Here is a 14,613-nt window from a genome sequence, read left to right on the forward strand (position 1 = left end):
TGGCCCGGCTCGCCCGGCCGCGTTCGCCGTATGCCCGGAGCACCTCGCCGGCCCGACCCGGCGGCCGGTCAGCCGTGCCAGGACCTCCACAGCGCCGCGTACGCCCCGTCCGCCGCGACCAGGTCGTCGTGGCTGCCCAGTTCGCTGATCCGGCCGTTCTCGACGACGGCGATGACGTCCGCGTCGTGGGCGGTGTGGAGGCGGTGGGCGATGGCGACGACGGTGCGGCCGTCGAGGACGCGGGCCAGGGAGCGTTCCAGGTGGCGGGCGGCCCGGGGGTCGAGCAGGGACGTCGCCTCGTCCAGGACCAGGGTGTGCGGGTCCGCGAGGACCAGGCGGGCCAGCGCGATCTGCTGGGCCTGGGCCGGGGTGAGCGCCAGGCCGCCGGAGCCGACCTCGGTGTCCAGGCCCTCGTCGAGCCCTTGGGCCCAGCCGTCCGCGTCGACCGCGCCCAGCGCCGCCCAGAGCTCCGCGTCGACCGCGTCGGTCCGGGCGAGGCGGAGGTTGTCGCGCAGGGAGCCGACGAACACGTGGTGCTCCTGGTTGACCAGGGCGACATGGGCGCGGACGTGTTCCGCCGGCATCCGGGACAGCTCGGCCTCGCCCAGAGTGATCCGGCCGTCCCGGGGCGCGTAGATCCCGGCGAGCAGCCGGCCCAGCGTCGACTTGCCCGCCCCCGAGGGCCCGACCAGGGCCAGCCGGGTGCCGGGGGAGACCTCAAGGGACACCTTGCGCAGGACGTCCACGCCTTCCAGATAGCCGAAGTGCACCCGGTCGGCCCGCACATGGCGTCCATCGGGGACGACGGAGGAGTCGCCGGCCTCCGGTTCGATGTCCCGGACCCCGACCAGCCGGGCCAGCGACACCTGGGCCACCTGCAGCTCGTCGTACCAGCGCAGGATCATGCCCACCGGGTCGACGAGCATCTGGGCGATCAGCGCGCCCGTCGTGAGCTGGCCGACGTCGATCCAGCCCTGGAGGGCGAACACACCGCCGACCATCAGGACCGAGGCGAGGACGGTCACGTGGGTGACGTTGATGACCGGGAAGAGCACCGACCGCAGCCACAGCGTGTAGCGCTCCCAGGCCGTCCACTCCTTGATGCGCCGCTCGGACAGCGCCACCCGGCGGGCACCGAGGCGGTGCGCCTCGACCGTACGGCCGGCGTCCACGGTCTCGGCGAGCGCGGCGGCCACCGCGGCGTATCCGGCGGACTCCGAGCGGTAGGCGGCCGGCGCCCGCCGGAAGTACCAGCGGCACCCGACCACCAGCAGCGGCAGGGCGAGCAGCACGGCGAGCGCCAGCGGCGGCGCCGTGACCACCAGCCCGCCCATCAGCAGCACCACCCACACCACGCCGATCGACAGTTGCGGCACGGCCTCGCGCATGGCGTTGCCCAGCCGGTCGATGTCCGTGGTGATCCGCGACAGCAGGTCCCCGGTCCCGGCCCGCTCCAGCACGCCCGGCGGCAGCCCGACCGACCGTACGAGGAAGTCCTCGCGCAGGTCGGCCAGCATCCGCTCACCGAGCATCGCGCCGCGCAGCCGTACCTCACGGACGAACGCCGCGTGGACGGCGAGCGCGGCCACGAACAGCCCCGCCGTCAGTTCCAGCCGCAGGTCCCCCGTCCCGTCGGACACCCGCTCCACGAGCCCGCCCAGCAGCCACGGACCGGCCATCGACGCGATGACGGCGATCGTGTTGACGGCGATCAGCAGCAGAAACGCCCTGCGGTGCCGGCGCAGCAGCTCGGCCGCGTAGGCGCGGACGGTCGTGGGGGCACCGACCGGCAGGGTGTTCGCCGTCGTCGGGGCAGCCGGGTCGTACGCCGGTGGCGCCACGCCGATCATGCCTTCTCCTCGATCTCTTCCAGTTCCGCCAGTACGTCGGTCAGGTCGGCCTCACCGTTCAGGGCGGCCTCGTCCTCGGTCTCGCGGGTGACGACCGCCCGGTAGCGGGGCTCGGTGCGCACCAGTTCGCGATGGGCGCCGACCGCGGCGACCTCGCCGTCGTGCAGGAACACGACCCGGTCGGCCCGGTCCAGCAGCAACGGGGAGGAGGTGAACACCACGGTCGTGCGCCCCGCGCGCAGCTCCCGCACGCCCTGGGCGATCCGTGCCTCGGTGTGCGAGTCGACGGCCGAGGTCGGCTCGTCCAGGACCAGCACCTCCGGGTCCGTGATCAGCGACCGGGCGAGCGCGAGCCGCTGGCGCTGCCCGCCGGACAGGGACCGGCCGCGTTCGGTGATCCGGGCGTCCATGGGGTCGGCGGCGTCCAGCGAGCCCTGCACCAGCGCCGCCAGCACGTCGTCGCACTGCGCGGCCGCCAGCGCCTCCCGCGGCTTCACGGCACCGGACGCGGGTACGTCGAGCAGTTCGCGCAGCGAGCCGGAGAGCAGCACCGGATCCTTGTCCTGGACGAGGACGGCCGCACGGGCCGAGGCCAGCGGGAGTTCGTCGAGCGGCACACCTCCGAGCCGCACCGCGGTGCCCTCCTGCGACGGGTGTCCGCCCAGTCGTTCCGCCAGCCGGCCCGCCGCGTCCGGGTCGCCGCACACCACGGCGGTGAGCCGGCCGGTGGACGCGAGCAGCCCGGTCTCCGGGTCGTACAGGTCCCCGGAGGGGGCCTCGGCGGCGCGGGACCCGGCGGTGTCCGTGGCCCGCTCCAGCGACAGCACGCCCGCGGCCCGCTTGGCGGAGGGCCGTGAGAAGGAGTACGCCATGGCGATCTCCTCGAAGTGCCGCAGCGGATAGGTGAGGACCATCACCGAGCTGTAGACGGTGACCAGTTCGCCGACGGTGATCCGGCCCTGGCGGGCCAGCTGCACGCCGTGCCAGACGACCGCGATGAGCAGCAGTCCGGGCAGCAGGACCTGGATCGCGGAGATCAGGGACCACATCCGGGCGCTGCGCACGGCCGCGTGCCGGACCTCCTGGGAGGCGCTGCGGTAGCGGTCGAGGAACAACTCCTCGCCGCCGATGCCGCGCAGCACGCGCAGACCGGCGACGGTGTCCGAGGCGAGTTCGGTGGCGCGTCCGGCCTTCTCGCGCTGGGTGTCGGCCCGCCGGGTGGCGCGCGGCAGCAGGGGCAGCACGGCCAGTGCCAGCACGGGCAGGCCCACGGCCACGACCACGCCGAGCGCGGGCTGGTAGACGACCAGGCCGACGCAGACCAGCACGATGGTGACCAGGGCCGCGGTGAACCGCGACCAGGCCTCCACGAACCAGCCGATCTTCTCGACGTCACCCGTGGACACGGCGACGACCTCACCGGCCGCGACGCGCCGGGTCAGCGCCGAGCCCAGCTGGGCGGCCTTGCGGGCGAGCAGCTGCTGGACGCGGGCGGCCGCCGTGATCCAGTTGGTGATGGCGGTGCGGTGCAGGAAGGTGTCGCCGACGGCGTTGCCGACGCAGGCCAGCGCCAGCAGACCCCCCGCCAGGGCGAGCCGCTCCCCGGAGCGGTCGACGACGGCCTGCACGGCGACACCGACGCAGAACGGCAGCGCGGCGACGGAGGCGAAGTGCAGTAGCCCCCAGGCCAGCGACCTGAGCTGTCCGCCCAGCTGATTCCGGAAGAGCCACCACAGGAATCGGGGACCCGAACGCGCGTCCGGTACGCCGGGGTCGGCGTAGGGAAGGTCTTGAATCTGCATGACGTCCCAGTGGCTCGTGTCAGGGGATGGGGGTTCGGCCGATGGCAGCAAACCGTGACAGGTTCGCGTCGCGGCGTGGTCGGAGGCAACCGGTTTTCCGCTGCGCGCGCCCTCCACCGACGGGAACCGGCCGACAGGGGTGGGAACAGCGCTGCCTCGACGGGCGGTTGCTCATTGCGGAGGCGGCGGACTCCCCGTAGAACACCGGCCATGAAGAGACGGATAGCCATGTCCATGCTTGCGGGGGCGACCCTCCTGGCGAGCACCCTCCTCGGAGCCGGTCCCGCCCGGGCGGCCGACGGCCCCGCCGAGTTCGGCACCGACTGGCACGACCCGGTCACCGCCGCTCCGCCCGTCGGCAGGCCGGCGGGAAGGTCCTGTGAAGTCACCGTCGCCCAGGCCCAGTTCCGCGACTTCACCCCGTACCGGGGCACGTACACCCCGCCCGGCGACTGCGGTGACCGCTGGAGCAAGGTGGTGCTGCGGCTCGACGGGAAGGTCAAGGGGCGCCAGTACGACCGGCTGGGCTATCTGCACGTCGGCGGAGTGGAGATCTTCCGTACGTCGACGCCGCAGCCCTCGCCGGACGGCATCGAGTGGTCCGTGGAGAAGGACGTCACGCGCTACAGCGACACCTTCCGCGGGGGCCAGGACGTCGAGATGCTCATCGGCAACGTCGTGGACGACACCTACACCGGCGTCCTCGACGTCAAGGTCACGCTGACCTTCTACCAGGGCCGCCCGGACGGAAAGAGCCCCGACCGGGTCCTCACGCTCGACGGCGACTCCGCCCTCACCACCCCGCGCAACAGCGAACGCATCGTCGCCGAGGTGTACGCCACCGGCTCGGGCGGCGGCTGCGAGGAGTACTGGTATCTGTCGGTGCCCGATCCCGCGCCGTACTCCTGCAAGGCGGGCCGGGGCCCCTACCGGGAGGTGCAGATCCGCGTGGACGGCCGGCTCGCGGGCATCGCCACGCCGTTCCCGACCGTGTGGACCGGCGGCTGGTCCAACCCGTTCCTCTGGTACGTGACCCCGGGCCCGCGCGCCTTCGACATCAAGCCGATCACCTACGACCTCACCCCCTTCGCCGGCCTCCTCAACGACGGCCGGCCGCACCGCGTCGAGGTCTCGGTCGTCGGCGTGCCGGAGGGGCAGGCCGGCTGGAGCACTCCGGTGAACGTCCTCGTCTGGCAGGACGAGGGGCGCACCCACGTCACCGGGAAGCTCACCGTGCACCGGGAGGGCGACCTCGCCGACTCCTCGGACTACACGCCCGGCCCGGAGCACCGGGTGGACACCGAGAGCGCGCACCGGCTGACCGTCGCCGGTTACGTGGACACCTCGCACGGCCGCGTCACGACGACCGTCGGCCGCTCGCTCGCCCACACCTCCGGGCACCGCTGGACCGACGGCGAGACGCGCGACGGGCTCGAGGCCGTCTGGACCGACGACGAGTCGGTGACCGTCGACGGGCGCGGACCGGCCCGCAGTTCACGAACGCACCGCGTCTACACGATGGACGGCACGACCACCCTCGGGGCGGGCGACCGGCTGCGCACCGTGCTGACCCTCGGCGACCGCGCCACGACCGTCGAGTCGCGGGGCGGCCGGCGGACCTCCTGGGCGCGGCTCGACGACTCCTACACGGGCGACGCGACCTACACGGCGAACGTGCCCCGCGACCAGCGGCACGCGGTCGGCACCACGAGCGAGCGCTACCGGTTGTACGGCTCGCACGGCTGCTACGACCGCACCCTGACCACGGCCCAGGGGGTGCTCACGGGCGATCGCGAGCGCTGCTGAGGGGAGCGGTGTGGCCAGTGTGACATGCGTCACTTAGGCCACTTTTACGTGTCCGAAACATTGCGGTCTTGTGCGCGATCAAGACAGCCTCCAGAGTGTTCGGTTACGGAAGCAACTTTCCGTATCGCAGAAGTCCCCTCCGGCCTCTGTGTAGCCCGTCCCCCAAGGAGGCCTCGTGCCACCGTCCGTACCGTCTCTGCCGCGACGTGTCGCACGCACACTGCGTACCTCACTCTTCGCGCAGGTTCTCTGCGCGCTCGTTCTCGGAATCGTCGTCGGAAAGCTGTGGCCGGACACGGCCACGGCTCTCCAGCCGCTCGGCGACGGTTTCACCCGCCTCATCAAGACCGTGATCTCGCCGCTGGTGTTCTGCGTGGTCGTCGTAGGCATCGCCAAGGCCGGTGACCTGAAGGCTTTCGGCCGGATCGGGGTCAAGGCCCTGATCTGGTTCGAGATCGCCTCCACGGTCGCCCTGGTCATCGGTCTCCTCGCCGCCAACCTCGTCGGGCCCGGCAAGGGTATGAACGTCGACCCCGCCTCGCTGGACGCCTCCGCCGTGGAGAAGACGACCGGCGGCGAGCATCTGCCCTCGACGACCGAGTTCCTCCTCCACGCGCTGCCCGAGAGTTTCGTCGGCGCCTTCGCCGAGAACGAACTGCTCCAGGTCCTGATCCTGGCCTGTCTGGTGGGCGCCGCCCTGCTGCACCTCGGGCACACCAAGGTGCCGAAGATCCTGCCCGCGATCGACCAGGCGCAGGACGTCATCTTCGCGGTCGTCGGCTTCATCATGCGACTGGCGCCGATCGCGGTGTTCGGTGCGATGGCCCACCTCGTCGGCAACTACGGGCTGGGCGTGATGAAGACGTACGCCAAGCTCATCGTGCTCTGCTATGTGGCGGCGGCGTTGTTCATCGTGCTGCTCGCCGTCGCGCTGCGCCTGGTGACCGGGCTCAGCCTGTGGAAGTTCCTGCGCTACATCCGTGAGGAGATGCTGCTCGCGCTCGGTACCGCGTCCACCGAGGCGGTCATGCCGAGGGTGATGCAGAAGCTGCGGCGGGCCGGCGCCCGTGACGACGCCGTGGGTCTGGTGCTGCCCACGGGCTACTCCTTCAACCTCGACGGCGCCTCGCTCTACCTGTCCATCGGCACGCTGTTCATCGCCCAGGCGGTGGGCGTGGACCTGACCCTGGGTCAGCAGGTCACCGTGGTGCTGGTGCTGATGCTGACCAGCAAGGGCATGGCGGGCATCCCCGGTTCGGCGTTCCTCGCCCTGTCCGCGACCGCCTCTTCCCTGGGCGCGATTCCGGCCGGAGCGGTCGCTCTGCTGCTCGGCGTGGACCGCATCATGGACTCGATGCGCGTCGTCACCAACCTGCTCGGCAACTGCGTCGCCGTGTTCGCGGTGTCCCGCTGGGAGGGGGCCCTGGACATCGACCGGGCGAAGAAGACGCTCGACGGGCACGGTACGGCTCCGCCCGAGGACGGCGACGAGGGTGACGGCGGGAAGGGTGTAGGCGCCGAAGCCCCGGCGGTCGAGCCGACGACGGCCGAAACCCCGGCATCGGCCATCCCCACCCAGAAGCCCAAGGAACCCGCCCCCGAGGTCGGTTGACCGAAACAGAACGGGCCGCGGCCACCGCTCCAGCAGTACGAGCGGCGCCCGCGGCCCGTTTCGCGTCCCCGGGCTGCTACCGGCCTTCAGCGCCCTCAGCACCGCCCACTGCCGGTTCCTCCCCGCCAGGCCGAGCTCTCGCCATCGCCGGGGCTGACTCCCGCTTGATCGGTGAGGTTTGCCCCGCCGCCGGGCGAACGCCCGCTTGGCCGGTGTGGCTCTCGGGGCCGTCGGGTCGGCGCCCGGCTGATCGGGTGTGGCTCTCGGGGCCGTCGGGTCGGCGCCCGGCTGATCGGGTGTGGCTCTCGGGGCCGTCGGGCCGGTGCCCGGCCAATCGGGTGTGGCTCTCAGCCCCGCCGCGCCATCTCCCCGTTGATCGGCGAAGCCCTCAGCACCGCCGAACCGGCTCCCCGTCGATCAACGTGTCCAGCAGCCCCCCGAGCGCCGCACGCTGATCCTCCGCCAGTGGTGCGAGGATCTCCTCCGCGGCCGACCTGCGCGCGGCCCTCAGTTCGCGCAGCGCGCCCCGCCCGTCGTCCGTGAGCTCGATGCGGATCACCCGCCGGTTCGCCGGGTCCGGGACCCGCCGCACCTTTCCGCTCGCCTCCAGCCCGTCGACCAGCGTCGTCACGGCGCGGGGCACCACCTCGAGGCGCTCGGCCAGATCGGCCATGCGCGGCGGCGATCCCCAGTGCGCGAGGGTGCGCAGCAGCCGGGACTGGGCCGGGGTGATGCCGAGGTCGCGCTGCTCCAGATGGCGCTTCTGGATGCGATGGACCCGGCGGGTGAGCCGCAGCAACTGCTCGGCGAGCAGACCGTCGGGATCGGGCGTGGTCATACGGGAACAATATCAGGATGCAGTTCATTGTGAGTATAGGTAACAATGAGCTACGATCCGACCCGCCCGGCGACCGCCGGTGCCGAACCGCTCTCGAAGGAGCCCATGCCTCCCGACCACGAAACGCCGTGGACCCCACCCGACGGCTCGAAGGAACAGCCCCGGCAGGTCCGCCGCATCCTCAGACTCTTCCGCCCCTACCGAGGCCGCCTCGCGATCGTCGGCCTGCTCGTCGGCGCCGCCTCGCTGGTCTCGGTCGCCACGCCCTTCATGCTGAAGGAGATCCTCGACGTCGCGATCCCCGAGGGGCGCACCGGCCTGCTCAGCCTGCTCGCCCTCGGCATGATCCTCAGCGCCGTGCTCACCAGCGTCTTCGGCGTGCTGCAGACCCTGATCTCCACGACGGTCGGCCAGCGCGTCATGCACGACCTGCGCACCGCCGTCTACGGCCGGCTCCAGCGCATGTCCCTCGCGTTCTTCACGCGCACCCGCACCGGCGAGGTGCAGTCCCGCATCGCCAACGACATCGGCGGCATGCAGGCCACCGTCACCTCCACCGCGACCTCCCTGGTCTCCAACCTGACCAGCGTCATCGCGACGATCGTCGCGATGATCGCCCTCGACTGGCGCCTGACCGTCGTCTCACTGCTGTTGCTGCCGGTGTTCGTGTGGATCAGCCGCCGCGTCGGCAAGGAGCGCCGCAGGATCACCACCCAGCGCCAGAAGCAGATGGCCACCATGGCCGCCACGGTCACCGAGTCGCTCTCCGTCAGCGGCATCCTGCTCGGCCGCACGATGGGCCGCTCCGACTCCCTGACGAAGTCCTTCGCCGACGAGTCCGAGGCGCTCGTCGACCTCGAGGTGCGATCGAACATGGCCGGCCGCTGGCGCATGGCCGTGATCACGATCGTGATGGCCGCCCTGCCCGCCGTCATCTACTGGACCGCGGGCATGGCCCTCCAACTGGGCGGCCCCGAGGTCTCCATCGGCACGATCGTCGCCTTCGTCTCGCTCCAGCAGGGCCTGTTCCGCCCGGCCGTGAGCCTGCTGTCGACCGGTGTGCAGATCCAGACCTCGCTGGCCCTCTTCCAGCGCATCTTCGAGTACCTCGACCTGCCCGTCGACATCACCGAGCGCCCGGACCCGGTCCGCCTCGACCGGGTCAAGGGCGAGGTCCGCTTCGAGAACGTCTCCTTCGGCTACGACGACAAGGGCGGCCCGGTCCTCGACGGCATCGACCTCACCGTCCCGGCGGGCAGCAGCCTCGCCCTCGTCGGCTCCACCGGCGCCGGCAAGTCCACGCTGGGCTATCTGGTGCCCCGTCTCTACGACGTCACCGGCGGCCGCGTCACCCTCGACGGGGTCGACGTCCGCGACCTTGACTTCGACACCCTGGCGCGCGCGGTCGGCGTCGTCTCGCAGGAGACGTACCTCTTCCACGCCTCGGTCGCCGACAATCTGCGCTTCGCCAGGCCCGACGCCACGGATGAGGAGCTGTACCGGGCGGCGAAGGCGGCGCAGATCCACGACCACATCGCGTCCCTGCCCGACGGCTACGACACCGTCGTGGGCGAGCGCGGCCACCGCTTCTCCGGCGGCGAGAAGCAGCGCCTGGCCATCGCGCGCACGATTCTGCGCGACCCGCCGGTCCTCATCCTCGACGAGGCCACCAGCGCCCTGGACACCCGGACCGAGGCCGCCGTCCAGCAGGCCATCGACGCCCTGTCGGCCGACCGCACCACACTCACCATCGCCCACCGGCTGTCCACGGTCCGCCGTGCCGACCAGATCGTGGTCCTCGACTCGGGGCGCGCCGTCGAACGCGGCACGCACGAGGAACTCCTGGAACGGGACGGGCGGTACGCGGCGCTCGTACGCCGGGATGCCCAACTGGAACCGACAAGCTGAAGATATGCCAGGTTTGTGACGAAATGCGGGTTACCGTGCCCGCATGCAGACGAACACTCCGCCACGGAGCACCGTGCGACTGACGCGCCGGGGCCGTATCGTCCTCGTCGCGACCGGAGCCGTCCTGGTCGGCACCGCCGTGGCGGTGCCGCTGCTGATTCTTGGGCCCGGGGACGGCGGCGGCCGGACCGCGACCCTGGTCATCCCGGAGGGCTGGCGCGCGAGCCAGGTCTACGCCGCCGTCGACAAGGCCCTCGCCCTGCCCGCCGGCAGCGCGAAGAAGTCCGTCACGAAGGTCGCCGCGAAACTGCCGGACGACGCCCACGGCAACCCGGAGGGCTACCTCTTCCCGGCGACCTATCCGCTCCCCTGGAAGGCCGAGCCGGAGAAGATCCTGGCGCGGATGGTCGACACCGCGAACGAGAAGTTCAACGGCGCGCCGATCGCCGCGGGGGCGCAGCGCAACGCGATGAACGTCTACCAGGCCGTCACCATCGCGAGCATCGTCCAGGCGGAGGCGGCCACCACGCCCGACATGGGCAAGGTGGCCCGGGTCGTCTTCAACCGCCTCGAGCGAGGTATGCCGCTCCAGATGGACTCCACCGTCAACTACGCGCTGGGCCGCTCCACCCTGCGGACGACGGAGAGCGACACCCGGATCGACCATCCCTACAACACGTACCAGCGCATGGGCCTGCCGCCCACACCCATCGCCAACCCGGGCGAGGAGGCGATGCGCGCCGCCGTCAACCCGCCCCCGGGCGACTGGCTGTACTTCGTCACGGTCCGGCCGGGCGACACCCGCTTCACCGCGGACTACGCGGAACACCAGCGTAATGTCGCGGAGTTCAACGCCCAGAGGAAGAGCACGGGCACGGCGACGGTCACTCAGGGGCGCGGGGAACTGCCCGATCAGCCGTAGACGGCCCGCAGCAGACGGCACGTCACGTTGTCGTCACGCCGCCGCCGGCTCGAGCGTCAGCAGTCGCCTGATGTCCCGTACGGCCGCCCGACCGGCCCGGTTGGCCCCGATCGTGCTGGCCGACGGTCCGTAGCCGACGAGGTGGATCCGTGGGTCGGCGACCGCGCGCGTGCCCTCGACGCGGATTCCACCGCCCGGCTCGCGCAGCCGCAGCGGGGCGAGGTGGTCGACGGCGGGCCGGAAGCCGGTGGCCCAGAGGATGACGTCGGCATCGACGTGCCGGCCGTCCTTCCAGTCCACCCCGGTGGGCGTGAGGCGGTCGAACATCGGCTGCCGGTCGAGGACCCCGTCCTCGATGCCCTGCCGGATCGCGTCGTTGAGCGGCAGCCCGGTGACGGAGACGACGCTCCTGGGCGGCAGCCCCTGCCGGACCCGCTCCTCGACCAGTGCGACCGCCGCCCGGCCCGCGTTCTCGTCGAAGGGCCCTTCACGGAAGACCGGCGGGCGCCGCGTCACCCACGTGGTGGACGCGGCGTACGCGGCGATCTCCAGCAGATGCTGGGTACCCGAGGCTCCGCCGCCCACCACGACGACCCGCTGCCCGGCGAACGCCTCGGGCCCGGGGTACCGCGCCGTGTGCAGCTGCCGTCCCCGGAAGGTCTCCTGGCCCGGATAACGCGGCCAGAACGGCCGGTCCCAGGTGCCCGTCGCGTTGATCAGCGCCCGCGTCGACCACACGCCGTCCGAGGTCTCCACGAGCAGCCGCCCGCCGGGGCCCTCACGCACGGCCCGTACGTCGACCGGGCGCCGCACCCGCAGGTCGAAGGTCCGCTCATAGCGGTCGAAGTAGTCGCTGATCACCTCGGCGGACGGCCGCGCAGGGTCCGCGCCGGTGAGTTCCATCCCCGGCAGCGCGTGCATGCCGTGCACCTTGCCGTACGTCAGCGACGGCCAGCGGAACTGCCAGGCGCCACCGGGCCCGGGGGAGTGGTCCAGCAAGGCGAAGTCGCGGTCCGGCTCGAAACCGGCCCGCCGCAGGTGATAGGCACCGGCCAGACCGGCCTGACCGGCGCCTACGACGACCACCTCGACCTCGCGTGTGTTGTTCACGCTTCTACCAACCGGCCCGGGGGCAAGGATCTTCCCGCCCGGCCGGCCATGTCATACCGCGTCCGTCACGAGCCCTCCGACGGCCGGGGCGTGGTGGTCGACGGCGGCAGGCCGCCGTTGAACCGGGTGTCGGTGAAGTCGGCGAAGTCGACCTTGCGCGGGATGAGCTTCAGCGCCGTGAACGTGTCGGCGATCTCCTGCTCGGAGGCGATCAGCGGCTTGTCGACGGCGACCTCGACCCGCGTGGTGTAGGTGCGCTTCACCGCCGCCAGTGCCACGCCCTCGGGGAGCCCGGTGTCCTTCGCCCAGACCTTCGCCCACTCCTCCTCGTGGTCGTACACCCACCGGTAGGCGCGCCGCAGCCGCTCCAGGTAGTCCTTCACGGCGGCGGCCTTCTTCCTGTCCTCCAGCGCGTCCGGTGCCGCCACCTGGAAGGTGAGGCCGTTGGTCACGCCTTCGCCGTCGGTCAGCACGCGGCCCTGCTCGGCCTTGAGCACCTGTGAGGTGTACGGGTCCCACACCGCCCACGCGTCGACCTTGCCGGCGGTGAACGCGGCGAGCGCGTCGGCCGGCTGGAGGTACTTGACCTTGACGTCGCTCAGCTTCAGCCCCACCTTCCTCAGCGACGCGACCAGCTGGTAGTTCGCGGAGGACCCCTGGGCGACGGCGACCGACTTGCCCTTGAGCTGCGCGGGGTTCTTCAGGGACGAGTCGGTCGGCACGAGGATCGTGTCGCCCTTGGAGGTGCCGTGCCACGCGGCGACGACCTTGATCTTCGAACCAGCCCCGGCCGCGAACACCGGCGGGGTGTTGCCCACTCCGCCGATGTCGACGGCCTTGGCGTTGACGGCCTCCAGCAGGGGCGGTCCGGAGGTGAACGTCGACCACTTGATCTTGTAGTCGAGGTTCTCCAGCTCCCCGGCGGCCCGCAGGATGGCCTCCGAACCGCCCTTCTGGTCACCGACGTTGATCGTGACGTCACCCTGGCCGTCGGTGCCGCCGTCCGACGTACCGGCGGCCGAGTTCCCGCCGCAGGCGGTGAGCAGGAGGGCGAGGGGGAGGAGCAGGGCGGCGGGGACGAGGCTTCGTCGCATGGCGGTTCCGTTCGTGTGGGTCGTACGTGTCGTACGTGAAGTGCGCGGGGCGGGTCAGGCGGCTTCGGCGGCCGTCGCCTCGACGCCCAGGCGTTCGAGGAGTCCGGCGCGCAGCGCGGCGAAGCGCGGGTCGGCGATGTCGCGGGGACGGTCGAGGTCGATGTGCTGCTCGTGGGCGATGACGCCGTTGTCCATCACCAGCACGCGGTCGGCGAGCAGGACGGCCTCCTCCACGTCATGGGTGACGAGGAGCACCGCGCACCCCCGGCGCTGCCACAACTCGCCTACCAGCCGCTGGGCCTTGATGCGGGTGAGCGCGTCGAGCGCGCCGAACGGCTCGTCGAGCAGCAGCAGATCGGGCTCGCGCACCAGCGCCCTGGCCAGGGAGGCGCGTTGGGCCTCGCCACCGGAGAGGGTCTTGGGCCAGGCGTCCGAGCGGTGACCGAGGCCGACCTCGTCGAGGGCCTGCTCGGCGACGGACCGTTCGGGCTTGCCCGGCAGGCCGAGCAGGACGTTGCGCCACACCTTCTTCCACGGCATCAGCCGCGGTGCCTGGAAGGCGACGGCCTTGCGGCGCGGCACCAGGACGCTGCCCTCGATGTCGCGGTCGAGCCCGGCGAGGATGCGCAGCAGCGTCGACTTGCCGCAGCCGCTGCGGCCGAGCAGGGCCACGAACTCGCCCGGCCGGACGTCAAGGCGCAGGTCGTCGATGACGGCACGGCCGTCGAAGGAGCGGGTGAGCCCGTCGACGTGGACCGCCAGGGGGGTCACCGGCCGGTGAACGTCGGTCGCCATTGCAGCAGCAGCCTTTCGAGGGAGCGGACGATGAAGTCGGCCAGCAGGCCGAGGAAGGCGTAGACGACCAGGCAGACCACGATCACGTCGGTCCGCAGGAAGTCCCGCGCCTGCACCATGAGGAACCCGATGCCGGAGTCGGCGTTGACCTGCTCGGCGAAGACCAGCGCGAGCCAGGCGATGCCGAGCGAGTAGCGCAGGCCGGTCATCGCGCTCGGCAGCGCACCCGGCAGCACGACATGCCGTACCAGACCCCACCGTGACAGTCCGAGGGACTCACCGGCCTCGATCAACTGGGCGTCCACACCACGGATTCCGGCGTAGACGTTGAGGTAGAGCGGGAAGGTCACGCCGAGCGTGATGATGGCGACCTTGGGGGCCTCGCCGATGCCGAACCAGATGATGAACAGCGGGATGAGCCCCACGAACGGCACCGTCCGCAACATCTGCACGGGCGCGTCCACCAAATCCTCGCCGATCCTGAACAGGCCGGAGAGCAGGGCGAGTCCGGTGCCGACGAACAGGCCGAACAGCAGCCCGCCCGCGACCCGCTGGAGTGAGGTGCCCATGGCCGCGGGCAGCGAACCGTCGGCGACCATGTCTCCGCCGACCTGGGCGATACGGCCGGGCGAGGCGAGCACGTCCGGCGGCAACGCGCCCGTGGTGCTGAGGAGTTGCCACAACACCAGCAGCAGGACCGGGCCGGTGGTGCGGCGCACCCAGCGCGGGACGCGGGTGCGACGGGAGGAGGTGGGGACGAGGGGCTCGAGGTCGGGAGCGGATGCCGATTCGAGCGAAATATCGGGTGCCGATGACCTCGGCGGGGCATGGCTGATGCTCATGAGGGGCTCCACAGGGGGAGAGCGAGGGCCGTTG

General features: G+C 71.6%; 11 protein-coding genes. 4 read left to right on the top strand and 7 right to left on the bottom strand.

Annotation, left to right across the window (positions count from 1 at the left end):
- Positions 1-68 precede the first annotated feature (68 nt).
- Both AC07DF_RS17090 and AC07DF_RS17095 read right to left on the bottom strand, forming a co-directional pair.
- Positions 69-1,850: an ABC transporter ATP-binding protein gene (locus AC07DF_RS17090; protein ID WP_478971425.1), complete on the bottom strand. Its 1,782-nt coding sequence runs from the start codon at positions 1,848-1,850 to the stop codon at positions 69-71.
- Positions 1,847-3,652: an ABC transporter ATP-binding protein gene (locus tag AC07DF_RS17095; protein ID WP_478971427.1), complete on the bottom strand. Its 1,806-nt coding sequence runs from the start codon at positions 3,650-3,652 to the stop codon at positions 1,847-1,849. Before AC07DF_RS17095 ends, AC07DF_RS17090 begins: the two co-directional genes overlap by 4 nt.
- 210 nt (positions 3,653-3,862) lie before the next feature.
- On the opposite strand from AC07DF_RS17095, the gene AC07DF_RS17100 reads away from it, so the two are divergent.
- Positions 3,863-5,458, top strand: coding sequence for a peptide-N4-asparagine amidase (locus tag AC07DF_RS17100; RefSeq protein ID WP_478971429.1), 1,596 nt, complete (start codon positions 3,863-3,865; stop codon positions 5,456-5,458).
- A gap of 175 nt (positions 5,459-5,633) precedes the next feature.
- Entirely contained in the window at positions 5,634-7,070 is a 1,437-nt protein-coding gene (locus AC07DF_RS17105; RefSeq protein WP_478971431.1) for a cation:dicarboxylate symporter family transporter, read from the top strand.
- A 388-nt stretch (positions 7,071-7,458) separates the two neighbouring features.
- On the opposite strand, the gene AC07DF_RS17110 is transcribed toward AC07DF_RS17105, so the two are convergent.
- Positions 7,459-7,908 carry a MarR family winged helix-turn-helix transcriptional regulator gene (locus tag AC07DF_RS17110; protein ID WP_399016003.1) on the bottom strand — a complete coding sequence of 150 codons (450 nt, stop codon included), beginning with the start codon at positions 7,906-7,908 and terminating at the stop codon, positions 7,459-7,461.
- 105 nt (positions 7,909-8,013) lie between these two features.
- On the opposite strand from AC07DF_RS17110, the gene AC07DF_RS17115 reads away from it, so the two are divergent.
- Together AC07DF_RS17115 and mltG are read left to right on the top strand one after the other, a co-directional pair.
- Positions 8,014-9,816 carry an ABC transporter ATP-binding protein gene (locus AC07DF_RS17115; RefSeq protein ID WP_478972706.1) on the top strand — a complete coding sequence of 601 codons (1,803 nt, stop codon included), beginning with the start codon at positions 8,014-8,016 and terminating at the stop codon, positions 9,814-9,816.
- A 43-nt stretch (positions 9,817-9,859) separates the two neighbouring features.
- Positions 9,860-10,738 carry an endolytic transglycosylase MltG gene (gene mltG, locus AC07DF_RS17120; protein WP_478971433.1) on the top strand — a complete coding sequence of 293 codons (879 nt, stop codon included), beginning with the start codon at positions 9,860-9,862 and terminating at the stop codon, positions 10,736-10,738.
- A 33-nt stretch (positions 10,739-10,771) separates the two neighbouring features.
- On the opposite strand, the gene AC07DF_RS17125 is transcribed toward mltG, so the two are convergent.
- The 4 genes from AC07DF_RS17125 to AC07DF_RS17140 form a co-directional block, all read right to left on the bottom strand.
- A complete protein-coding gene (locus tag AC07DF_RS17125) occupies positions 10,772-11,848 on the bottom strand; it encodes an NAD(P)-binding domain-containing protein (protein WP_478971435.1) in 1,077 nt (358 codons plus the stop codon).
- A 65-nt stretch (positions 11,849-11,913) separates the two neighbouring features.
- Positions 11,914-12,942, bottom strand: coding sequence for an ABC transporter substrate-binding protein (locus tag AC07DF_RS17130; RefSeq protein WP_478971437.1), 1,029 nt, complete (start codon positions 12,940-12,942; stop codon positions 11,914-11,916).
- Between the two features lie 54 nt (positions 12,943-12,996).
- Positions 12,997-13,737 carry an ABC transporter ATP-binding protein gene (locus AC07DF_RS17135; RefSeq protein ID WP_454358789.1) on the bottom strand — a complete coding sequence of 247 codons (741 nt, stop codon included), beginning with the start codon at positions 13,735-13,737 and terminating at the stop codon, positions 12,997-12,999.
- Positions 13,710-14,579: an ABC transporter permease gene (locus AC07DF_RS17140; RefSeq protein WP_478971439.1), complete on the bottom strand. Its 870-nt coding sequence runs from the start codon at positions 14,577-14,579 to the stop codon at positions 13,710-13,712. The genes AC07DF_RS17135 and AC07DF_RS17140 overlap by 28 nt, the downstream gene beginning before the upstream one ends.
- Between the last annotated feature and the right edge of the window lie 34 nt (positions 14,580-14,613).

This window comes from Streptomyces sp. NPDC044719 (genome assembly GCF_056433405.1).